The organism is Sulfurimonas denitrificans DSM 1251, assembly GCF_000012965.1.
Classification (GTDB): domain Bacteria; phylum Campylobacterota; class Campylobacteria; order Campylobacterales; family Sulfurimonadaceae; genus Sulfurimonas; species Sulfurimonas denitrificans.
Genome location: NC_007575.1, coordinates 2,157,438 through 2,179,842, shown reverse-complemented (window position 1 = coordinate 2,179,842; position 22,405 = coordinate 2,157,438). Strand labels below are relative to the sequence as shown.

Annotated in this window: 20 protein-coding genes; 8 read left to right on the top strand and 12 right to left on the bottom strand. The window is 35.6% G+C overall.

Annotated features, from left to right (window positions below):
* The first annotated feature begins 108 nt into the window (after positions 1-108).
* A complete protein-coding gene (gene folE, locus SUDEN_RS10840; RefSeq protein ID WP_041672352.1) occupies positions 109-693 on the top strand; it encodes a GTP cyclohydrolase I FolE in 585 nt (194 codons plus the stop codon).
* Between the two features lie 27 nt (positions 694-720).
* Complete coding sequence (gene fliI, locus SUDEN_RS10835) at positions 721-2,031, top strand: flagellar protein export ATPase FliI (protein WP_011373699.1); 1,311 nt, start codon at positions 721-723, stop codon at positions 2,029-2,031.
* Here fliI and SUDEN_RS10830 read toward each other — a convergent pair.
* The 5 genes from SUDEN_RS10830 to SUDEN_RS10810 all read right to left on the bottom strand — a co-directional run bounded on the left by SUDEN_RS10830 (position 2,015) and on the right by SUDEN_RS10810 (position 10,265).
* Complete coding sequence (locus SUDEN_RS10830) at positions 2,015-4,156, bottom strand: WD40 repeat domain-containing protein (RefSeq protein WP_011373698.1); 2,142 nt, start codon at positions 4,154-4,156, stop codon at positions 2,015-2,017. The genes fliI and SUDEN_RS10830 overlap by 17 nt on opposite strands.
* A 90-nt stretch (positions 4,157-4,246) precedes the next feature.
* Positions 4,247-5,218: an MBL fold metallo-hydrolase gene (locus tag SUDEN_RS10825; protein ID WP_011373697.1), complete on the bottom strand. Its 972-nt coding sequence runs from the start codon at positions 5,216-5,218 to the stop codon at positions 4,247-4,249.
* Between the two features lie 94 nt (positions 5,219-5,312).
* On the bottom strand, positions 5,313-6,788 hold the full coding sequence (locus SUDEN_RS10820) for an NAD(P)/FAD-dependent oxidoreductase (RefSeq protein ID WP_011373696.1): 1,476 nt from the start codon (positions 6,786-6,788) through the stop codon (positions 5,313-5,315).
* 222 nt (positions 6,789-7,010) lie between these two features.
* A complete protein-coding gene (gene recJ / locus SUDEN_RS10815) occupies positions 7,011-8,624 on the bottom strand; it encodes a single-stranded-DNA-specific exonuclease RecJ (RefSeq protein WP_011373695.1) in 1,614 nt (537 codons plus the stop codon).
* Positions 8,625-8,636: 12 nt separating this feature from the next.
* Positions 8,637-10,265: a CTP synthase gene (locus SUDEN_RS10810; RefSeq protein WP_011373694.1), complete on the bottom strand. Its 1,629-nt coding sequence runs from the start codon at positions 10,263-10,265 to the stop codon at positions 8,637-8,639.
* Positions 10,266-10,420: 155 nt separating this feature from the next.
* Here SUDEN_RS10810 and SUDEN_RS10805 point away from each other — a divergent pair, with 155 nt between their 5' ends.
* The 5 genes from SUDEN_RS10805 (at position 10,421) to SUDEN_RS10785 (ending at position 15,298) form a co-directional block, all read left to right on the top strand.
* Positions 10,421-12,040 (top strand): cation:proton antiporter, encoded by a 1,620-nt coding sequence (locus tag SUDEN_RS10805; RefSeq protein ID WP_011373693.1) that lies wholly within the window; start codon positions 10,421-10,423, stop codon positions 12,038-12,040.
* A gap of 3 nt (positions 12,041-12,043) precedes the next feature.
* The gene (locus SUDEN_RS10800; RefSeq protein ID WP_011373692.1) at positions 12,044-12,874 is read left to right on the top strand and encodes an HAD-IIB family hydrolase; all 831 of its coding nucleotides are present in this window, start codon (positions 12,044-12,046) and stop codon (positions 12,872-12,874) included.
* Positions 12,864-14,144, top strand: a complete 1,281-nt coding sequence (locus tag SUDEN_RS10795) for a sugar MFS transporter (protein WP_011373691.1) — start codon at positions 12,864-12,866, stop codon at positions 14,142-14,144. Before SUDEN_RS10800 ends, SUDEN_RS10795 begins: the two co-directional genes overlap by 11 nt.
* Positions 14,131-14,967, top strand: coding sequence for a D-hexose-6-phosphate mutarotase (locus SUDEN_RS10790; RefSeq protein ID WP_011373690.1), 837 nt, complete (start codon positions 14,131-14,133; stop codon positions 14,965-14,967). Before SUDEN_RS10795 ends, SUDEN_RS10790 begins: the two co-directional genes overlap by 14 nt.
* Before the next feature lie 88 nt (positions 14,968-15,055).
* Positions 15,056-15,298: a hypothetical protein gene (locus SUDEN_RS10785; protein WP_011373689.1), complete on the top strand. Its 243-nt coding sequence runs from the start codon at positions 15,056-15,058 to the stop codon at positions 15,296-15,298.
* 13 nt (positions 15,299-15,311) lie between these two features.
* On the opposite strand, the gene SUDEN_RS10780 is transcribed toward SUDEN_RS10785, so the two are convergent.
* A complete protein-coding gene (locus SUDEN_RS10780) occupies positions 15,312-16,298 on the bottom strand; it encodes a lytic murein transglycosylase (RefSeq protein WP_011373688.1) in 987 nt (328 codons plus the stop codon).
* 72 nt (positions 16,299-16,370) lie between these two features.
* On the opposite strand from SUDEN_RS10780, the gene SUDEN_RS11380 reads away from it, so the two are divergent.
* The gene (locus tag SUDEN_RS11380; protein WP_169302055.1) at positions 16,371-16,517 is read left to right on the top strand and encodes a hypothetical protein; all 147 of its coding nucleotides are present in this window, start codon (positions 16,371-16,373) and stop codon (positions 16,515-16,517) included.
* On the opposite strand, the gene murU is transcribed toward SUDEN_RS11380, so the two are convergent.
* From murU to pyrE, 6 genes are read right to left on the bottom strand one after another with little or no spacing between them, the layout of a single operon-like run.
* Positions 16,504-17,157 carry an N-acetylmuramate alpha-1-phosphate uridylyltransferase MurU gene (gene murU / locus SUDEN_RS10775; RefSeq protein WP_238374813.1) on the bottom strand — a complete coding sequence of 218 codons (654 nt, stop codon included), beginning with the start codon at positions 17,155-17,157 and terminating at the stop codon, positions 16,504-16,506. The two genes, SUDEN_RS11380 and murU, sit on opposite strands and share 14 nt — an antisense overlap.
* Positions 17,158-17,162: 5 nt before the next feature.
* Complete coding sequence (locus tag SUDEN_RS10770; protein ID WP_011373686.1) at positions 17,163-18,101, bottom strand: aminoglycoside phosphotransferase family protein; 939 nt, start codon at positions 18,099-18,101, stop codon at positions 17,163-17,165.
* Positions 18,094-19,200 carry an anhydro-N-acetylmuramic acid kinase gene (locus SUDEN_RS10765; RefSeq protein ID WP_011373685.1) on the bottom strand — a complete coding sequence of 369 codons (1,107 nt, stop codon included), beginning with the start codon at positions 19,198-19,200 and terminating at the stop codon, positions 18,094-18,096. The genes SUDEN_RS10770 and SUDEN_RS10765 overlap by 8 nt, the downstream gene beginning before the upstream one ends.
* Positions 19,193-20,662 (bottom strand): sodium:solute symporter, encoded by a 1,470-nt coding sequence (locus SUDEN_RS10760; RefSeq protein WP_011373684.1) that lies wholly within the window; start codon positions 20,660-20,662, stop codon positions 19,193-19,195. Before SUDEN_RS10760 ends, SUDEN_RS10765 begins: the two co-directional genes overlap by 8 nt.
* Complete coding sequence (locus SUDEN_RS10755) at positions 20,662-21,768, bottom strand: glycoside hydrolase family 3 N-terminal domain-containing protein (RefSeq protein WP_041672351.1); 1,107 nt, start codon at positions 21,766-21,768, stop codon at positions 20,662-20,664. The genes SUDEN_RS10760 and SUDEN_RS10755 overlap by 1 nt, the downstream gene beginning before the upstream one ends.
* 24 nt (positions 21,769-21,792) lie before the next feature.
* The gene (pyrE, locus tag SUDEN_RS10750; protein ID WP_011373682.1) at positions 21,793-22,401 is read right to left on the bottom strand and encodes an orotate phosphoribosyltransferase; all 609 of its coding nucleotides are present in this window, start codon (positions 22,399-22,401) and stop codon (positions 21,793-21,795) included.
* Positions 22,402-22,405 lie beyond the last annotated feature (4 nt).

Below are 22,405 nucleotides of genomic sequence, written 5' to 3'. Positions count from 1 at the left end.
TGACAGCTAAGATATGAAAAGTTGCTTAGGATAAAAATTAATTACATCATTTTCTCAGCTATTTCTTGATACTCTATCGGTTATAAAAAATATACAAAAGGCATAGTTTTGTCAGAAAAACAAGATATACAATTTGAAGATGCAGTAAAGTCTATGATGCTTCATGTCGGGGAAAATCCAGACAGAGAAGGGCTTTTAAAAACTCCTCAAAGGGTTAAGAAAGCTTACGAGTTCATTTTTGGTGGTTATAAAGAGGACCCAGAAGAGATATTAAACTCTGCTCTTTTTACAAGTTCAAATGATGAGATGGTGCTTCTAAAAGACATTGAATTTTACTCTACATGTGAGCATCATCTTCTACCAATCATTGGGCGTGTGCATGTAGCGTATATTCCAAATGGTAAGGTTGTAGGATTATCAAAAATACCTCGTGTTGTAAACGTTTTTGCTCGTCGCATGCAGATTCAAGAGCAACTTACAGAGCAGATTGCTGATGCTATTATGAATACTATTAAGCCAAAAGGTGTAGCAGTTGTGGTTCAGGCAAGACACATGTGCATGGAGATGAGAGGGGTTGAGAAAATCAATTCAACTACTACATCTTCAGCCCTTCGCGGATTATTTAAAAAAGATGAAAAAACAAGAAGTGAATTTTTCTCTTTGATAAACTCGCCTAATGGCTCACGTTATTAAACGCTTGGCAATTCGGGGAGATTTTTAATGCCTCTCTCGCTTATAAAAAATAAAATCTCAAATAAAAAATACTCTGTTGCATTTGGAGAAGTAGTTAAGATAAATGCAACAGTTATTACTGCTCGTGGACTTAGTGTGAGCATCAGTGATATAGTAAAAATTATCTCAAATGAGAGCGCCCAAGAGACAATAGGAATGGTTACAGAGATAGATGGATTGATTTTTTTTATAACGCCATTTAGTTTTGTTGAGGGATTTCGCTCAGGGGATAGAGTTTTTTTAGATCAAACAGGATTAAACATACCAGTTAGTTCATCTCTTTTAGGGCGCGTAGTGGACCCTTTTATGCGTCCAATTGATGGCAAAGGAAGTATAAACGACTCAAAACTCTCTCCTATCATAAAAGCCCCAATTGCTGCTATGAAGCGTGGTATGATTGATGAAATTTTTAGTGTTGGAGTAAAGAGTATTGATGGGCTTTTAACATGTGGAAAAGGTCAAAAACTCGGTATTTTCGCTGGAAGTGGAGTCGGAAAATCTACTCTTATGGGAATGATTGTTCGTGGCGCAAACGCTCCTATAAAAGTTGTAGCGCTAATTGGAGAGCGTGGTAGAGAAGTTCCAGAGTTTATAGAGAAGAATCTTGGCGGAAATCTTGAAAATACGGTTATAGTTGTAGCTACATCCGATGACTCTCCGCTTATGAGAAAGTACGGAGCATTTGCAGCTATGAGTGTTGCGGAGTTTTTTAAAGACCAAGGTTTAGATGTACTCTTTATTATGGATTCTGTTACTAGATTTGCTATGGCTCAAAGGGAGATAGGCTTAGCTCTTGGTGAACCCCCAACCTCAAAAGGGTATCCTCCATCATCACTGACACTTCTTCCTCAACTTATGGAACGTGCTGGAAAAGAGGAGGGCAAAGGCTCTATTACAGCATTTTTTACAGTTTTAATAGAGGGAGATGATATGGGAGACCCCATCGCAGATCAGTCACGCTCTATCTTAGATGGACACATAGTTTTATCCCGTGAGATGACAGACTTTGGAATCTATCCTCCAGTGCATATACTAAACTCTGCTTCAAGGGTTATGAACGATATAATCACGCCAGAACATCTAAGGGCAGTACAAAAATTTAGACGCTTATACACGCTTTTAAAAGAGAATGAAGTTCTCATAAGAATTGGTGCTTATACAAAAGGGAGCGATTCAGAACTTGATGAGGCTATGGCTAAAAAAAGTGAGATGGAGAAGTTCTTGATGCAAAACTCCTCAACTCAGAGCGATTTCGATGAAACTGTAGAGACGCTTTTAAAACTTATGAATCTTTCATAAAAATATCAAAATCTCTCCAGCTGTCTCTTCTTGGTCTTTGCATTTGTACCTCGCTTATTGCAAGTTTACGCTCTGAAATCTTCTCAAAGCTTTTCATTAAATTTTTCATTTCGCTATCTATGCCAAAAAAATCTATATATGAGTAAATAATTGCTTCTGAACCTTTAAAGTCTCTTCTTTGCAAAAGTTTTTGAACTCTTACATGGAAACTTACTCTTAGTAAATCACCAATTTTATGGCGTCTGCTATGCAGAGTTATTAATTCTGCGAGGCTCTTTTTGATATCTCTTATATTCCCCTCCAGAGCATACTCTTCACACTTTTTTATCAGTTTTAACCAGTGCTTTTCTAATAGAATTCCAAGTTCTACAGTTTTTAGATATTTGTGCATATCTAAAATTTCATAACACTCTAAAAAATTACTCTCCTCATAAGCTTTTTGCAATATTTGCACATATCTGCATTTTTTATGAAGTTCTTCAAGTCTATCTTCGAACTTATCTACTCCCTTAAGCACAAGAAGAAGTTTTTCTGCATCTTCAATCTCACCCTTTTTTATAGCAATTTCGGCATGCTCTAGCATCTTATCTATTTCAGAGTACATTGCTATATAGTTTGGAATCTCTTTAAAGAGTTTATTCATCTTAACTAATTGATTTATTGTACTGAAATCTTTTGTTTGAATCGCCTTTAAAAATGCTACAAACTCTTTGTTTTGTGTGAGGAGCAAATTTATAAGAGGTTTTTTTGAAAGTACAGAGTTGTATTTGCTAAGTAGTTCTTTAGCCTCTTTAACACTGTTTTTTAAAATATATCTTTGAGCATTTAAGAAAGTTATTTGGAACTCTTGCTCCATTTTTTGATATTGAGGTGTATTTTTTAGTGGTTCAAATCTTGCACACATAGCATAAGCAAGAGGGAGTTTTTTTTCTAAAAATAGCACTTTAAATCTAAGATAGTTTTTAAAAGCATCAAAGAGCTCTTTTATCTTTTGTTCTTTCTGTTTTACATTTTTATAAACATCTAGAATTTGTGAAGCTAGAACAACATTTTGACTAATGAGTGCTTTTGTTGCATTTTCATAGCTCTTCTCAAATCTCTCCTCAAGTATTTTATGCTCATTTAAGCCATGTAGCATAGGCTCTTTGGCTATGAGTTCAAACGCTTTCTCAAGTGAATTGTGAAGAATAAAAGTTTTTAGTTTCGTAACTCCACGAAGCTCTACATTTACAATAGTGTTGTTTGCAAGGGCAGCAATCAATGAAGAGTCATTAACGATATCAACGCTATTTATCTGTGCCTTAAACTCTATATATTTGGTATGTGTGATTTTATAATTTTTAGTATCAACTACCATAATAATTTTAGAGCTACTCACAACCATAAGATAATTGGGATTTGACATAATAAGTAACTGGGATATACCGCCAAGAGCCGTTCTTATAATTTTATAGTTATTTATATCATTAAGAAAAAAAATAGTAATTGTTCCATCGCTACTTCCACAAACAACCCTATTTTCATCTAAAAAGCATAAAGCATTAAGACGACTTTTATTGTGAGTTATAATCTCTTTATTTGTCTGAGTGTTTATATCAATAATATAGATTGTACCACCGTAGCCACTACATGCAAATTGATTTTTATAAAAAGCAAAAGCACTTACAAAATTTGTAAACTCTTTTGTTTTGGAATCACTCTCTTCTCTTTTATATGGGAATGAGCAGAGTCTTGAGAGTATATTTGATTGGTTTGTTTTGTATTGAAGCACTCTGCCATTTTTAGTTCCTACAATAATATAAGTAGAAGATGGATCAAAACTTATTATTTCTATCTCACCATCATTTGTTTGGATTGATTGAACTATACTTTTTGTTTCTGTGTCAATAATATAGAGTAAAGAGGAGACAGAAAAAGAGAAATATCTAGAATTTGGGCTAAAAGCATAAGCACCAGCAGTAGAATTAAGGTAAGCATTAGTTATGCTTTTTTTTAAATCACATCTATTAATGTCAAATATTTTAACGCCATGATTTTTTGTACAGTAAGCTACAAGCGAATTATCTAAGGCTTTTAATGCAACAATTTCAGATTCTGCACTTAGGCATTCATATATTTTAAGCATTAAATATTATAGATAAAAAATGTAGTATTTGAACTGAAAATTCTTAGAGTGTGTAGATTAAATTAAGCCATAAATAAATGGCTTAATTTTTTAGAAATCTCTCATCTCCACTTCTGAATAAGCTTTCATCAAGTGTTTGCCCATTTGACCTTCTATATCATCCCATTTATGATAATCTTTCAAATTATTATAAACTTCTTCTTTTATCTCGTAACTTTCCATTCCGTTTTTATAAGCTTTTTGAGCTCCTGCAATAATGATTTTCATGTAGTTTAAGAATGGGTCTAATGTTTCATGTAGCTTGCCTGAGGGACCATGACCAGGAACATAGAGTTTATAATCTTTATAACCATCTTTTTTAGCGATAACATTTTCAAGTATTTGAATATTACCGAAAATGCTTGAAGATTCATCAAATGCACCGAAACGATTTTTCATAAGATTATCTCCAAGAAAAAGAGTTTTTGAATTTACATGTTCAATCAATATATCAGTGTCAGTATGTCCAGCTGCTGGATGACGCATAATAAATGTTTGTCCATCAACAACTACAGTCTCTTTATGATCTACGCTTGAATTTGGAAATGCGAAAGGCTTAGTTCCCTCTAGGTTTCCTGTTAAAGAGCCTAATATTCCATACCAAGTCTCCGCAGCATTATCTTTTGCTTGTTCTATCATGTAAGCTAAAGCATAAATTTTGACATTAGGATATTTTTCTTGAAAATTTTTATTTGCAAACCAATGATCGCCATGCTTATGAGTGTTAAAGATAGCTATAACAGGTTTTTTACTTACTTTTTCAACTTCTGCAAGTACATTTTTGCCAACATTATAGTTTCCGCCTGGGTCAATTACAATTAACCCGTTTTTGCTCTCTATTAGAGCAGGATTATTCATAAAACCGCCGTTTTCTTTATTTGGCATCATAACGGGACCATGCATTACATATACATTGTCATTTACTTTTTCAAATTTAAAATCACCTAGTTTTCCTAGCGTCCACGCATTTAGCGATAATGAAAATACCATAGCAACTGAAGCTATAAGGGCAACTTTTTTCATTTTATCTCCTATATTTTGTTGATTTTTATAAATAAAGTGGTTGTTTAATTAAAGAAAAAATCCCTCTAAAGAGAGGGATTGAGAGTATTTTTGGTTACGCTTTACCTGAGAGCATACCGTGGATAGTCATTGGTTTAAGAAGATAAACTTTTAACAACCACATAATCCATCTCTCTTGAGTTGGGTCAAGAGGGAATGAAGGAGTTGGTTTTTTAGTCCAGTTAAACTCAGCCATCATAACAGTGCCAAGACCAGTAATTAGTGGACAAACTGTGTATCCATCATACTTAGCAGTTAACTCTTTTGAACCCATTGCTGCTATTACGTTATCTACGATAACTTTGTATTGCTTACGAGCAGAACCACCTGTTTTACCCATTGGAACACCAGCACAATCACCAACTGCCCAAATATTAGGGAAGAAAGAAGATTGAAGAGTCTCTTTATTTACAGCAATCCAGCCACCAGAGCCGAGTTTTGATTTACCAACAACATCTGGAGATTTCATTGGAGGAGCAACGTGCATGAAGTCATATTTAAACTCAACTGGTTCGCTAACTTCAACTTCCTTCATGATTTTTTCACCCATCTCATCTTCAAACTCTTTTTTCTCCATACGCCATTTATTAAACGTTGCAGTTTTAGTAGCTGTATCTACTGATACTAGATTGTGATTATAGTTAGCAATAAAGCCTCTTGTTTGAAACTGTTTAACTATTGGAACATTGTAATCTGGAATACCAAATAGAGCACCATTATTTGTGTTGAAAGTAAGTTCAACTTTATCACGAACGCCAGCTTCAACAAGACGAGCATGTGTTAAATACATGATTTTAAGCGGAGCACCACCACATTTAATAGCGCCTCTTGGATTAGTAAATAGTGCTTTTATTTTTTCAGAGCCAGTGTGAGCTTTTGCTTTTGAAATAAGTTCTTGAATACCATCCCATGTAGCTACTGCACCATCTTGAAAGTATAGTGAGTGTAGACCATTTTTAGTGATAGTCTGCTTTGTAGCTGCATTATCTTTTCCAGAAGATGTAATCTCTCCTTCAATTCCTTGAATAGCAGCATAGTTAAGGTTAGCACCAGCAGCAACGATAAGCTGATCATAAGATATGTCTTGGCTTCCATCAACAGTTACTTTGTTGTTCTCAGGATCAACATTAGTTACACTTCCTTTGATTAGCTTAACGCCACTTGGAACAAAATCATCTCTTTTGTAAACGATATCATCCAGCTTCCAAACACCAGATGCAACTAAAGTTTGTCCTGGTTGGTATGAAACAGATAGTGGATCTGGCTCAATCACAGTGATATCTGCGTTTGAGATAGAGTTGTTTAGGCGAGCAGCAGTACTCATACCAGCTAAACCACCACCAATAATTACTATTTTACCCTTAACATCCGCAGATGCAGATGCAGTTGAAGCACCAACAGTAGCACTTGCCATTAAAGAGGCAGCTAATGGAGACACTGTTAAATATTTAAGAGCGTCACGACGAGACATAATCTCTGGGTGCTTATCAACTTCGTTTAAAATCTCTTCTAAGATCTTATTATTTTTCATGCGTTTTCCTTTTTATGATAGAGTTGTCAATTCTACAAGTTTGTGGCTTAAGAAAGTTTTAAAAATGCTTTGTTTGTGTACGATTAGCTCCATAAAACCAGATTATGTATCATTTTTTTACTTAATATTTCAGATTAATAATTATTCATTTTATTTATAATAAGCTGTGCAAATATCAGAAAAATGCAATTTTTTCTAACGCAACAGCTTTAATATAATTGATTAATAGATTTTATCTATGATCAGTTGTGCAGATATTTTAGAATTAAATTCATTTTTAACAACTCTATAACTACATGTAAGCTTATCTGCAGTTGATAAGTTTAAGATTTTTTTAAATTGTATCAGTTCCAATATAGAAGATTCTTCATTACTTTGCATAATTTTGACTTTAGAATGGGAGCTATCTTTTCCAAAAGTTTTAACTTCTAGGATTGAAGCGTCTCTTATCAAGAAAAGCGGACGTTTATTTGCTTCGCCATAAGGTTCAAAACTCTCAAGGAGTGCTAGTAATTCTAGGTCTATTTGATTGCTTGGGACTACTCCTATAACCTCATCAAGTGATAAAAAATCATCAAGGCTAAGCTTTGAAGCACTCTCATTTATGGCAACTCTAAAGGCATCTATATCTTTTTCATTAAGAGTCAAACCTGCCGCCATCTTGTGTCCGCCAAACTTTCTTAAAAAATGAGAATTTTCTTCTATTAGTTTGTGGATATTTACATTTCCTACACTTCTAGCACTCCCTTTTGCCACTCCATTTTCAAGAGTTAAAACAATCGTTGGTCTTGTATAATGCTCAGCAACTCTAGCCGCTACAATTCCAACAACTCCCTCGTGCCACTCCTCTTTTGCGACAACAATAACTTTATCATTGCCATTTGCAATACTTAGAGCCTCTTTTGTTGCCTCTGCTTCAAGTTCACGCCTTGATTCATTAAGAGAGTTTAAAATCTCAAACTGCATGTAAGCTTTGTTTAGGGTTTGCGCTGTGAGAAACTCTAGGGCTATTGAAGCATCTTCTAATCTTCCTGCTGAGTTTATTCTAGGAGCTATTTGAAAAGCTATATCTTCAGAGGAGATATTTTTTTTATTTAAAAAATCTCTTATAATAACACAAGAGGCTCTATTTGAGCTCATTAAAACCTTTAGCCCATCTTTTACAAGAGGTCTGTTTATGTCAGTTAGAGGCATTATGTCTGCGATGATAGCGATGCAGAGTATGTCCAAAAAACTTCTCATGTCTATATTCAGATTCAACTCTTTTTTCAGAAGAGCTAAAAGCAGCCATGCAACTTGTGCGCCGCATATCTCCTGAAATGGGTAGCTACATGCAGAGAGTTTTGGGTTTATGATTGCATAGGCGTGAGGCAGAGTGGTAAGCGGTGTATGATGGTCTGTAATAATTAGTTCTATGCCCCTTTGCGCACAAATCTCCGCTGCTTCTAGGGCCGTTATACCATTATCTACCGTGATGATAAGGTCCGTATCTATGCGCTCTAAAAGATGAGGACTAACGCCATATCCATCACTGAAACGATTTGGTATAACAGCTTCAAGCGGATAAGGAATTTGTCTAAAAAAATCAACCATAATAGCAGTGGCACTCACACCATCTACATCATAATCTCCAACAAGAGTGATTTTTTTATTCTCTCTTATGGCGTCTGCTATTTTTTTTGCAGCCTTTGGTGCGTCATGTAAAAGAGATGGGTCTGGGATGTGAGATAGCTTCTTCTCTTGGCTCTGAAATCTTTGGCTAAGAAGTTCAAAGATAGAGCTTTTGCTAAGAGTAGGAATATCATCAAAACGAAGTTTCTTTAGAAAAAGAGACATTTTAAAAATGTACTACTCTTCTTGAGATATAGCTAATGTTGCTTCAACAAATGCAAGGATTGAAGGATTTGGAGTTTGCAGTCTTGATGTAAACTCTGGGTGAAACTGAACACCTAGAAACCATGGATGGTCTTTTATCTCAACTGCTTCAATAAGCCCGTTTGATTCGCCAGTTACAATCATTCCAGCATCTTCAAGAGCTTTGCGGTAAGTTGGGTTTGCCTCATATCTATGACGATGTCTCTCATGTATAGTCTTCTCTCCATGGTACGCTTTTCGTATGATAGAGCCCTCTAATGTATCACATGGATACTCCCCAAGACGAAGCGTTCCTCCCATTGGAGATTTGTGAGTACGGAGTTGTGTATTTCCACTTTGATCAAGAAAGTTATCTATGAGATAAATCATTGGATATGGAGTATTCTCATCAAACTCAATAGAGTTTGCACCCTCATAACCAAGCACATTTCTAGCATACTCTACAAGTGTAAGTTGCATTCCAAGGCAGATACCAAGATATGGAATTTTATTTACTCTTGCATACTCTATAGCTTTGATTTTGCCCTCAACACCACGATTTCCAAATCCGCCAGCAACTAAAACAGAGTCACAGTCGCCCAGAAGTGCTTCCGCTCCTCTCTCCTCTATCTTCTCGCTATCAACCCAGTGAATATCAACACGTGTATCAAGATGCGCTCCTGCATGAATAAGAGCTTCAGTTAGAGATTTATAAGCCTCTTTTAGTTCAAGATATTTTCCTACAAAACCAAGAACGATGCGGTTTTGTGGTTGAACAATTTTCTTCACTAAAGAGTCCCATTTTTCCATATTTGGATTTAGTTCGCCAAGAGAGAGTTCTTTTGAGATAGGTTTTAATATATTTTGTCTTAAAAAAGAGATAGGAACATCGTAGATACTAGCAGCATCAAGCGCTTCTATTACGCTATCTGAAGATACATCACAACTCATTGCCAGTTTTTTCTTAAATGTTTTAGGAAGTGCGTTTTCGCTTCTTGCAATTATCATTTGCGGAGTTATACCGATACGGCGAAGCTCTTGAACAGAGTGCTGTGTAGGCTTACTCTTTAGCTCTCCAGCTGCTTTAATGAAAGGGATAAGCGTTACATGCACAAAGAAAGTTCCCTCAACTTCATCATCATGTTTCATCTGGCGAATTGCCTCCATAAAAGGAAGTCCTTCAATATCTCCAACAGTCCCGCCAAGTTCTACTATAAGTATATCATGACCCTCTCCAGCCTCTTTTATACGCTTTACAATCTCGCCAACGATATGAGGAATAACTTGAATAGTCTGCCCCAAATATCCTCCAGCACGCTCTCTCTCAATAACTGCTGAATAGACCTGACCTGTCGTGAAGTTGCTTGATTTTAAGTATGAAGTATCTAAAAATCTCTCATAGTTTCCAATGTCTAAGTCTGTCTCCGCACCATCTTTTGTAACAAAAACTTCACCATGTTCTAATGGGCTCATAGTTCCAGGATCGACATTTATATATGGATCTATTTTTAACATACCTACTTGTATGCCTGAGTGTTTAAGCAGAGTACCAATACTTGCTGCTGTAATTCCTTTTCCAAGAGAACTTAAAACACCACCAGTTACAAAAATATATTTAGTCATAAAATAGCTCCAAAATGTCAATTAAAGTGGCAATTATAGTATAGAGTCTCTTAAAATTAAGAATATATCCATCCGAGCCAAAAGGTTATTTTGCTATAATTTTCTCCTCATTGTGGTGCAGATAAAAACCATAAAAAAATAGCTGAAAGATTTTCATGGATTCAACACTTTTATATATAGTTATGGCACTAGGTGTCTCAACAATACTCAATCTTTTTTTAAAACGCTTAGGCATCTCACAGATAATTGGATATATCTTTACTGGTACAATTATTGTATATGCATTTGATTTGCGACAAATGAGTGACTCTTCTATTCTTGAACATATTGGTGAATTTGGTATAGTGTTTTTGATGTTTACAATAGGGCTTGAGATCTCTCTTGCAAGAATGTACAGTATGAAAAAAGAGATATTTTTCAACGGTTTTATGCAGGTTACTTTTACAGCGCTTATAGTTTATGCGGTTAGTCACTATTTTTTTGCATTAGATTCAATCTCTGCACTTATCTTATCTTTAGCGTTTGCTCTCTCTTCTACCGCTGTTGTTCTTAGCTATCTAAAGAGTTCAAAAGAGATTCATAGTCCATACGGACAACAAGCAACAGGGATACTTATTTTTCAAGATATTGCCGTTATTCCTATCTTGATTCTTTTAAGTTTCTTAACAAGCAATGCAGATCAGAGTGTGCTTATAATCTTAAGAGACACTTTTATAAGTGCTGTACTAGTTATTGGGCTTATGTTTATAGTTGGTAAAAGAGCTATGACATGGCTTCTGCACTTCTCAGCTTCAAGTGAGGTAGATGAGCTTTTTATGGGTTCGGTTCTTTTTATAGTTGTAAGTGCGGCTCTTTTAGCTTCATATATGGGTTTTACATACTCTCTTGGGGCTTTTGTTGCGGGTATGATTATAGCTGAGACAAAGTACCACCACAAAGTAGAATCAGATATAGCGCCTTTTAAAGATATTTTACTTGGTACTTTTTTTATTGTTGTGGGGATGAAGATTGATATCTTTTTCTTTATAGATAATTTCTTGGTAATAGCAGGTCTGTTCGCACTTGTTATGATTTTAAAAACAACTGTTACCTATCTTATCCTTCGTCTTACATCTTCACATTCACGCTCCCTAAAAACAGCACTTGCTATCTCTCAAGTTGGAGAGTTCTCTTTTGTGATTTTTGCAGTTGCAAGTGTGGATGGACTTTTAAACAAAGAACTAGAGTCTCTTTTTATTCTTATAGTTATATTTTCAATGGTAATTACTCCATTTTTTATCTCAAAAATAAACAGATTTGTAAGCTATCTAACAAATTATGAGTATTTAGGACTTAAAACTTCTGCCTTTACATCAAGACAAAATCATGTAATAGTGTGCGGATACAGTATTACAGGAAAATTTGTAGCACACTACCTTGATAAGATAGACGCACACTATGTCATAATTGACAATAATCCAAAACATGTTCAAGAGGCTATAGCTGATAAAAAAGAGGCATATCTTGGAGATATGTCAAAATTATCTCTTCTTGAGGCACTGCATGCAGAGAGTTCCGCGGCTGTTATAGTTACGCTGGATAATATGGAGAAAAAAAGAGCTATTTGTGAGGCAGTGCTAAAGCATACAAAACATGTAAATCTAATAGTAAAAATCTCCACGCTAGAGGACAAAAACAACCTTGAAGATTTAGAGATAACCTCTATGGTAGATGATAAAGTTGAGGTTGCAAGACTGCTTGTTGAAAAAATGACTACATGTAAACTGAAATTTTAAAATATGAAAAATATATATATTACAGATTTGGACCACACTTTTTTACGAACTGATTTGTCTATAAGTGATTTTACAAAAAGTAGATGGAACGATATGGCGCAAGGCTCTATCGCAACCATAGCAACGGCTAGAACATATAAAAAAACAGTACAGTTTTTACGTGATGTAGAGATAAATGCTCCGATGATACTCCTTGATGGCGCACTAATTGCAACTGTAGATAAAAAAATAATAGATTCAAAATTTATAGCAAAAGACGCAGGAGATGCCATCATAGATGAGGGTGCAAAGTTTGGGATATACCCTTTTGTTCTCTCACTTAGAGATAAAAATTTAAATGAAGCATTTTTATACTCAAGCATTCTAAATGAGCATCAAAAGAGTGTACTATCAAGATATAAAGGCGATGATAACTTAGTAGAGTGCAGAGATATCAGAACGATGGATGATAACTTTAAAATCGTCTATTTTGGAGAAGAGGTACTTCTTAGAGAGTTAGCAAAACATTTAGAAGCAACCTTTGGCAATATGTTTAAGTACATACTGGCTCCAGAAGCCTATGTTGGGTGCTATTTTTTAACTCTCTTACATAAAGATGCAGATAAGTCTCATGGGATAAGAAGTGTGAGCCAACATCTAGGTTTTGACTTAAATAAATTAACAGTTTTTGGTGATAATTTTAACGATATAGGAATGTTTGAGATAGCTGGAACTTCTGTTGCAGTCGCAAATGCACAAGATGGTGTAAAAAAATTAGCAAAGATTGTGCTAGAACACACAAATGATGAAGACGCTGTTGCGCACTATCTTGATAGCCTAAAAAATGCCCGCTAAAAGTTCATTCATTCCTATGTTTATCATGGGCACTCTCTTCTTTATCTTTGGTTTTGTAACATGGTTAAATGGCTCTTTAATCCCATTTTTAAAAATAGTATGTGAGCTCAATGAGTTTGAAGCACTGTTTGTAACCTTTGCTTTTTATATCTCATATACTGTTATGGCTCTTCCTATGGCGTATGTTTTGGAAAAAACTGGCTACAAAGATGGTATGGCTTTAGGACTTGGAGTGATGGCTATCGGCGCACTTCTTTTTATACCAGCAGCACAAAGTGCTGAGTTTATTATCTTCTTGATTGCACTCTTTACATTAGGAACAGGACTTACAATCCTTCAAAGCGCTTCAAATCCATATATCGTTTATCTGGGTCCAGTAGAGAGTGCGGCTATGCGAATAAGCATAATGGGAATCATAAACAAAGGTGCTGGAGTTTTGGCACCTATCGTATTTAGCGCTTTGCTCTTTTTGGATGTTGGTGAACAAGATGTGATGAGCGAAGCCTCAAGGGAGATACTTGCTCAAAAACTTATAGTTCCATATATTGTTATGGCGCTTATATTGGTAGCGCTTATCGTTCTTATCAAGTTCTCATCACTAGAGAGTCTCACAATAAAAGATGATAAATCAAATAGTGAAAAAAGCTCTATATTTGAATTTCCACGCCTTATCTTAGGCGCAATTGCCCTCTTTTTTTATGTCGGCATAGAAGTCATTGCGGGAGATACAATAGCTCTTTATGCGCAAAGTATTGGAGTTGAGAGTTATAGCACTCTTACCTCTTTTACCATGTTTTTTATGGTGCTTGGATATATAGCTGGAATTGTTTTTATACCTAGATATCTCTCACAAAAAAACGCACTTATAGGCTCTGCACTCTTTGGTATTTTGTTTTTACTCGGTGTTGTATTTTCCTTATCAACCTCTCATCTCTTATCTGAGATTTTATGGGGATGGAGTGGTGTTAGAACTCTTCCAGATACTATAACATTTGTTGCACTTTTAGGTTTTGCAAATGCTCTCGTATGGCCGAGTATCTGGCCATTAGCGCTTAATGGGCTTGGCAAACATACCCCAAAAGGGAGCGCACTGCTTATTATGTCAATAGCGGGAGGAGCGCTTCTTCCGCTTCTTTTTGGCAAAATTGCTCAGCTGGTCTCAAGCATGCAAACAGCATATCTCCTTGGCATAGTCTCTTATGCCTTTATACTTTATTACGCTGTCGCAGGGCACAAAATTTCATCTTGGAAAAACAGTGATAAGAGTTAGAGAGTTCCCAAACGGGTTTGAGTACATAGAGATTCAAAACAGCTCTGCAAAAGCAAAAATAGCACTTCAAGGTGCACATATCTTTGAGTATCAAAGAGTTGGAGAAGAGGCTATTTTATGGCTTAGCGAAATTAGCGATTTTGAACAAGGTCGGGCAATTCGCGGTGGTGTTCCTGTGTGTTGGCCATGGTTTGGATTTAATGAGGATAAAAATTTACCACAACATGGTTTTGCAAGAACTAGTATGTGGGAGTTTGTAGGTGCTAATGAGGTAAATGAGAGTAAAACTACTCTTCTCTTTAGACTAACTAACAGTGAACAAACACTCAAAATTTGGAACTATAAGTTTCTCTTAGAGCTTCAAATCACAATTTCCAAAGAGTTAAAGATGGAGTTAAAAACTACAAACTTGGATGATAAGGCTTTTAAAATATCTCAAGCTCTTCACACATACTTCAGTGTTTCACATATCTCTGAAGTTACTATAAGTGGCTTAGATAAAAAACCATACCTTGATGCGCTCTCGTGGCAAAAAGAGGTTCAAGGAGGCAATATCTATTTTGAAGAAGAGGTCGATAGAGTTTATCAAGAGATTGATGAAAAGATAGTGTTAAGAGATAAAAATAGAGAGATAAATATAAAAAACAAAAACTCATCTTCTGCTGTTATCTGGAATCCATGGATAGAAAAAACCTTAAGGATGAGCGCTATGAAAGAGGACGCTTACAAATATTTTGTTTGTATAGAGTCCGCAAATGCATTTGATGATGCCAGAGTTATAGAGCCAAAACAATCTCATACACTGATTGTGCAAATCTTTTAGCATTTAGCTAAATATAAAAAATTATTATTTCTTAAGAGCAATAGGAATATTATCTTTTAGTTTTAATTGCTTTACAAAGGAGAGTGTTATGAAAGTTTCATCACGAAGAGTTTTTTTAAAGTACATGGCAATGCTGGGTTTAGTAACATGGAGTACAACCCCTCTTTATGCAAAAGTGCCAAAAGCGACATTTAAGTATCAAGATACGCCACTAGATGGAAAGAAATGTGTCGATTGTGTCTATTTCCTTGCAGAGAGTAGCGAGTGTAAGATGGTCGAGGGGGTAGTTAGCCCAGAGGGTTGGTGTAGAATTTTTCTTAAGAAAAAGTAACCACCACTAAGAGCTATTGGTTTTTACTAAGCAGTAGCTCTCGCTGTGCTTCATAAGCTAAACGCATTACCCCGATGGCATAATTTGATGAGTTGTTGTAGCTCATGATTTTTTTTGTGTAATCTCTTAAGTAGTCAAGCTCTTCATTATCACATGTAAAACATTTGTAGAGCTTATCCCCTTTCTTATTGCTTGCATATACAAATGAGGCATCACTATTTTCAAACTCAAAATCGTACCATTTAGACTCTATTGAAACTATGTCTGGAACTTTATTCCAATCTAAGAGAGACGTAAACTCTGCTTTTTGATTTAAAAAATTTGCAACAGATACGATAGAATCCTCCATTTTTGTCAAATCCCCAATCTCTGTTTTATACCCTTTTGCATAGACAAAACTATTTGGCATAAATTGTGGAATCCCAATAGCTCCAGCATAAGAGCTTGGAAGATTGCACTCTAGGGGTGCAACGCCTCTTTTATAGCAGTGAATAATAATAGATATCATGTTTGTTTTTCCCATCTCTAAGAGCCATTTTTCTCTTTGTGAATTTGGCTTTACTCTTAAAACTAAAGTGTTAAAGACGATAAAAGCGTCATGAGAGGGTTTGATTTTTCCAAGTCTTGTCTCTTTGATTAAAATAGCAGTAATTATTTCGCGGTTTACCCCATACTCTTTTTCTACAAAATCATACACTTCCTTATACTCTCTTAGATGCACAACCATTTCAGAGACATATTTTACAAGTGTATTATTTGCCTTTTTCTCATTTTTTTTATGTTGTGCAATGTATTGTGGTTGTAAGTATTTGTAGCTTACTTCATCAAATTTTTTTGTTTTAAAGTATGAGAGTAGAAAATTATTTGCATACTCATAAGACACACCGTTATTTACAGCTTTTTTGCAAATATCTTCATAATCACTGTTTTTAAATGTACAGTTATCACTCTTTGCAAGAAGAAGAAAGGGAAGTATAAGGATAAAAAATAGTTTTCTCATGAAATATAAACCTCTGTTTTTTTTACTTTTAGTATAATAGCGGACTTTAAAAAACAAAACGCAGGAGTAGAGATGGAAGTAGATAAAGCTTGTAACAACGAGATATGTCTAAAAAGCAAGGAGTGCGCTAGATTTCAATCCTATTTAGATGGTAACAAAGAATATAAAACATTCAAAGGCACTGAAGTAAAAGGGTGCGGACAGTTTATACAGAAGTAGTCTCTGCAGTATGTAATCTTTGTGGCGTACCTATATCATGCCATTTCCCCTCATACAAAGAGGCACTTACCCTGTTTTTATCAATATTTTGGCGAAGAATAGGTGCTAAAGGGAGTTTTGCTAGCTCAAGAGTGTTAAAGAGTTTCGGACTGTAATATCCTATGCCAGAGAAAGTATATTTTATATTTGCATTATTTGAGGCTCTATTTTTATCAAGCCCAAAATCTCCAAGATGGTTATGTTGCGGGTTTGGGACTAAGATAAGATGTGCTAAATCATCTCCTAAATCAAAATCGCTCTCAAATTCATAATCAGACCAAATATCACCATTTACAACTAAAAAAGTGTCATTTCCCAGCAAAGGTAGTGCTTTTATGATTCCACCAGCGCTCTCAAGTGTTCCGCTTTCTCTCTCATCAGAGTAGAGCAGACTAACTCCCCATTTAGAGCCATCTCCTAAAAATGAGATGATTTTATCTCCAAGATATGCTATGTTTATAACAATCTCACTAAACCCAAGATAGGAGAGCTTTTCTATATGCCAAACTATAAGTGCTTTAGAGTGAATTTCAATGAGTGGTTTTGGTATTTTATCTGTAAGAGGACGCATTCTCTCGCCACGTCCTGCAGCTAAAATCATCGCTTTCATTTAAGAGAGTTTAAAAATGAAGCAAACTCTTTTGTCTGCTCATACCTCTGTGCTGTATCGATGAGGTACTTTAGAGTCAGTGGTATATTTTTTAAATAGCCATTTTTCTTATCACGAATACTAAGACGTGAGAAGACTCCAAGTACTTTTATATGTCGCTGCATTCCCATAAAATCAAACCACTTTATAAAAGTCTCATCATCTACTTTAATACCTTTTTTATCACGAAACTCTAAGGCTAGCTTTTTTATCTCTTTTCTATCATAAGCAACATAACAATCTTTGAGCAGAGATGCTAAGTCATAAGTAACAGCGCCACTCATAGCGTCTTGATAATCTATGATTCCGATTTTTTTATCGCTCTTTAGCATAATGTTTCTAGAGTGAAAATCACGATGTACAAAAACTCCTTGAGGTTGCTCTAAGACAACACTGCTTATAGAGTCTAGGGTTTTTTTGAGAAGTTTTATTTGAGATTCACCTATTTTTAATTTTAGGAGTTTTTCCAAATACCACTCCTGCATCAAATCCATCTCAAAATGAAGGAAATCTTTATCATAAAGAGGAAGTGATGAGGTATCAGCTTTTTGCATCTTTAAAATTGTATTGATTGCTTTTGTGTAGAATGCTTTATAATTTTGATTATTTAAAATATCTAAGTAGTGTGTTGTTCCAAAATCTTCTAAGATTAGAAAGCCATCTTCTTGGTTTTGTTCAAAAATCTTTGGTGCACAAACATCAGCATTTATCAGTTTTGTTGTTACATGTATAAAAGATTTAAGAGAGTTTTTCTCTGAAGAAGAGTCCATCAAAATGGCTGTTTTGTCCCCATTTCTGAGCCGATAATATTTTCTAAAACTGGCATCAGCCAATGCACTCTCAATAGTGTAGTTTTTAAACGACGTTTCACCTAACCACTCTTGTAATTTATTCATAAATAGCACCTAAAATTGAGTCTCTTAACGCTCCGCTAACAGATGAAATTTTAACACATTTTTTATGGATTCTCTCATGTGCGAGCCAAGCAAATGCCATAGCCTCCATAAATTCGCTACTTACGCCATATTCGTCACTTGAAGCTATCTTTATATCTCCTAGCTCCTCTTGCAAGCGTTCCATAAGATAGCGGTTGTTTATACCTCCACCGCAGACTATTAGCAGAGTTGTATCACTTTTTTTTATCTCATTTGCAATACTTTGAACACTCAACTCAAGGAGTGTAGCTTGAATATCTCTTGCTTTTAAGTATGAGCAGTTTTGATTTTTTTTAGCAAATTCACTCAACTGTTTTTTCAGCCATTTTTCGCCAAAAAGCTCACGCCCAGTACTCTTTGGGGGACTCTTTAAAAAGTAAGGCTCCTTTAAAAACTCTCTTAAGAGTTCTCTGTTTGGAGTTCCTGATTTTGCCCACTCTCCATCTTTGTCGTATGGGGAGCCGTTATATTTAGAAATCCAGTAATCCATAAGTACATTTCCGCATCCAGTATCATAACCGCTAAGCATCTCTCTAAGAAGCGTAATGTTCGCCATTCCACCAATATTTAAAACAGCTACATTCCCACTTAATTTAGAGAATAAAAATTCATGAAAAGCGGGAGTAAATGGTGCCCCTTGACCTCCAAGAGCTATATCTTTTTGCCTAAAATCACTCACTACGCAGATGCCAAGCCTAGCTGTTAGTATGTTGGCATTTCCTAACTGCATGGAGAAAGGATTTTGGCTCTCTGGCTCATGCCAAAGTGTTTGCCCATGCAGACCGATAGCTCTTATTTTAACTCTCTTAAGGCTATTTTCTTCAATAAATTTCTCTAACGCATCAGCATACATTTTGCCTAAACGAATATCTATTTCGCCAATGTTTTTAAGCGTTGTTTGCGCATTTATAGCATTTAAAATATCGCTCTTTAACTCTGCATCAAAAGGGTAAGAAGCGCATAAAAGAAGCTCAAAAGCATCATCTTCTATCTCACAAAGAGCTAAATCGATTCCATCAAGACTAGTCCCAGACATAACACCTATATAAAACTCACTCACGACTAACTCCAAGTTGCATAATTAAAAAAGAGACAAGAGTACCTATAACCATCATAGAGGCAAAGCCTATTGTTACGCCAAAGATATATGGTTGAAGCGCTAAAACAGTTAAAAAACCGCCGATTAGAGCAAAGAGAACAGTTGTTCTGTTTCCACGTGAAGTAAAAATTGCAGAGAAATATACACCCAAAAGACCAGTGTAAGCAAATGACATAACCCCAAGTGCGAAGCTAATAAGCGAGAGGTCACTATAGCGTTGCCAAAAGTAACTAATCATCGCCATCAATGATAAAAGAAGTGCAAAAATAAGCACAGCTACTCTTGAAGCTTTTATAAAATGCTCCTCATCTACTTCACCACGCACTAATTTCCAAGGTCTGTATAAATCTTCAATACCAACAGATGCCATAGCGCCTAAAACTGAATTTGCACTTGAGAGTGCTGCGGCAATTGCTCCAACTGTAACCAAGCCTCTAAGCCCATCTGGCATCTCATTTAATATATAGTACATAAAAATTGTAATATTTTCGCCATCAAAACTCTGAGTTACACTGCTTTGCATATAAAAAAGATAAAGAAATGCGCCGATAGTTAGAAATAGAAGTACAACGGGAATGGTAAGGAGTATTGAGATGATAAGCGCCTTTGCTGCTTCATCCTTGCTCTTACATGTAAGGACCCTTTGTGTCATATCTTGATCAAGTCCAAAAGCTGCAATATTTAAAAGAAGCCATCCGCTAAGAAGTGCAACAATGTTAAAATTTCCATCAAGTGATGTATCTAAAAACTTTAATTTTCCAGCCTCGCTAAGTGTTTTAAATATTTCAATGTTTTCTAACGAGAGATAGAGATAAATTGCAACTCCAACTCCTGCACTTATGTAAACGAATGATTGAATTACATCACTTAAGATAACTGAACGGACACCTCCAAAGTAGGTATAGCTAAGCGCTCCAAGCATCAAAATGACAATCGAAATTGCTACATGTAGAAAAAGGATATCGCTAAATAAAATCATAGAGATAGCTAAAGCACCAATGTAAAGCCTTGCTCCGCTAGCAAGTATTCGCCCTATCAAAAACATAACACCAGCTTGCTGTTTTGCACTTTTACCATATCTTGACTCTAGGAGTTCGTAAACTGTGAGTGCGCGCATCTCATAATATTTTGGGATAAGAACATAAGCTATAAAAATTACTGCTAAAAGAGCTGAGAAGTAAAACCCAATAAAGGTAAAATTGCCATTATAAGAGAGCTCAGGCACGCCCAAAAATGTTGCGGCTGATTGTGAAGTAGCAAGGACAGAAAGTGCTACGGCATACATTGGAACTGCTTTTGGAGAGAGAAAAAACTCTCTTGAAGAGCTTATTTTGGTTTTGCCTAAAACAAAAGAGCTAAGAGCTAAAATTAAAAAATATAAGCCAAAAACAAACCAATCAAGGGATGAAAATGCACTTTGCATTATTTAAACTTGTAAGTTTTATAAAGTTGCTCAATTCTTGCATTTGACTCTTCTATTCTATCCATTGGGATATTGCCATTTTTTATCTCTTGAAATATAACATCAACAAGAGCGTCAATATCTTGTGTGGTTAACTGATTTGCAAAAAGCAGCATGTCAACACCAGAATTTATGGACAATGCAACAATTTCTTCTAGGCTATAGTGGGATAAAATAGCTTTCATCTGTAAATCATCACTCACTAAGATACCCTTAAATCCAAGCTCTTGTCTTAATAATTTTGTATTTACATTATATGAAAGAGTGGCAGGATATTTTTCATCGAGTTTTGAGTTATAGACATGAGCGCTCATAATCATTGGAACTTTGCTAGATTTTATCAGTTCCCTATATGGCTCAAGCTCCGCTTCGCTCCAAGTTTTGCTAATATCAACATAGCCCTCATGTGAATCACCAAGTGATGAACCATGTCCTGGAAAATGTTTTAAAACACTAACAACGCCCTCATTTTCAAGTGAATCCATAAATATCTTGGCATACTTTATAACTTCACTGCTTGCTGCTCCATAAGAGCGATTTAAACCATATATTACTTTGTTATTGGGGTTTAGCGCTAAATCTACAACAGGTGCAAAGTTACAATTTATGCCGTTTTGTCTTAATGTTTTAGCTAGAGCGTTATAGATATGCTTACTCATATACTCATCATTTTGTGAGACAGCTTTAGCTGAAGGTGTTGCTTCAAAACCATACTTTGGTTTTAGTCTTGCAACTCGTCCACCCTCTTGATCAACGCTGATTAAAAGAGGTTTTTTTGCAAAAGATTGTAGCTTAAGGGTTAATTGCTTGAGCTGTTTAGCAGAGCTGATATTTTTTATTTTTGTTTTATCATTATAAAAGCGGTCAAATAGGATAACACCGCCAAGTTCATAGCGGTTGATGAGGGAGACTATTTTACTATTTTCATCAATATATTCATCTTCAAAACCAATAATTAACATTTTGCCAATCATCTTCTTGAGCGTCTCATCATCAATGGGATTTTGTGATGCGCTTAAGTTTAAAACATTAATCACAAAAAGAAGAGAGAGTATAAATAGTTTCAAAAAATGTGCCTTTTAGAATGCTCTTTAGTTTCCTCTTGAGCCAGGTTTGATAGCTTCGCTTCCTGATTTGCACATTGGGCACTCCTCAGGAGCATACATCTCAAATGTAAAATCATCAAGTGCAAAAAATGGAATATCTTGAGGAAGTTTACAGTTGGGTTTTGTTGTAACATCACTGTTTTGACGCTTACAAAAACCACGATTTGCAAGTGCTGCCACACCTACAATCTCCCCCCCAAGACTCTTCACAACTTCAGCCGCTTCCATAGCAGAACCGCCAGTTGTGATAATGTCTTCACACATTAGAACTCTCTCGCCCTTCTTTATCTCAAAACCACGGCGAAGATTCATCACTCCATCAACTCTCTCAGCAAAAATAGAGCGGACATCAAGTGCGCTAGCTAGTGCAAAACCAGCTATTAAGCCACCAAGTGCAGGAGCACAAACCGTGTCTATCTCTAAAGCGCTCTCTTTTATCTGAAGAGCTAGAGCATCTGCTAAAAGTTTGGCTGTTTTTGGGTCTTCTAAAACTTTAGCAGATTGAAGATAAAACTGTGAATGATTTCCACTGCTTAACTTAAAATGTCCCTCTAAAAGAGCGTCTGCGTCCATGTAGATTTTTTTAACATTCATCTGA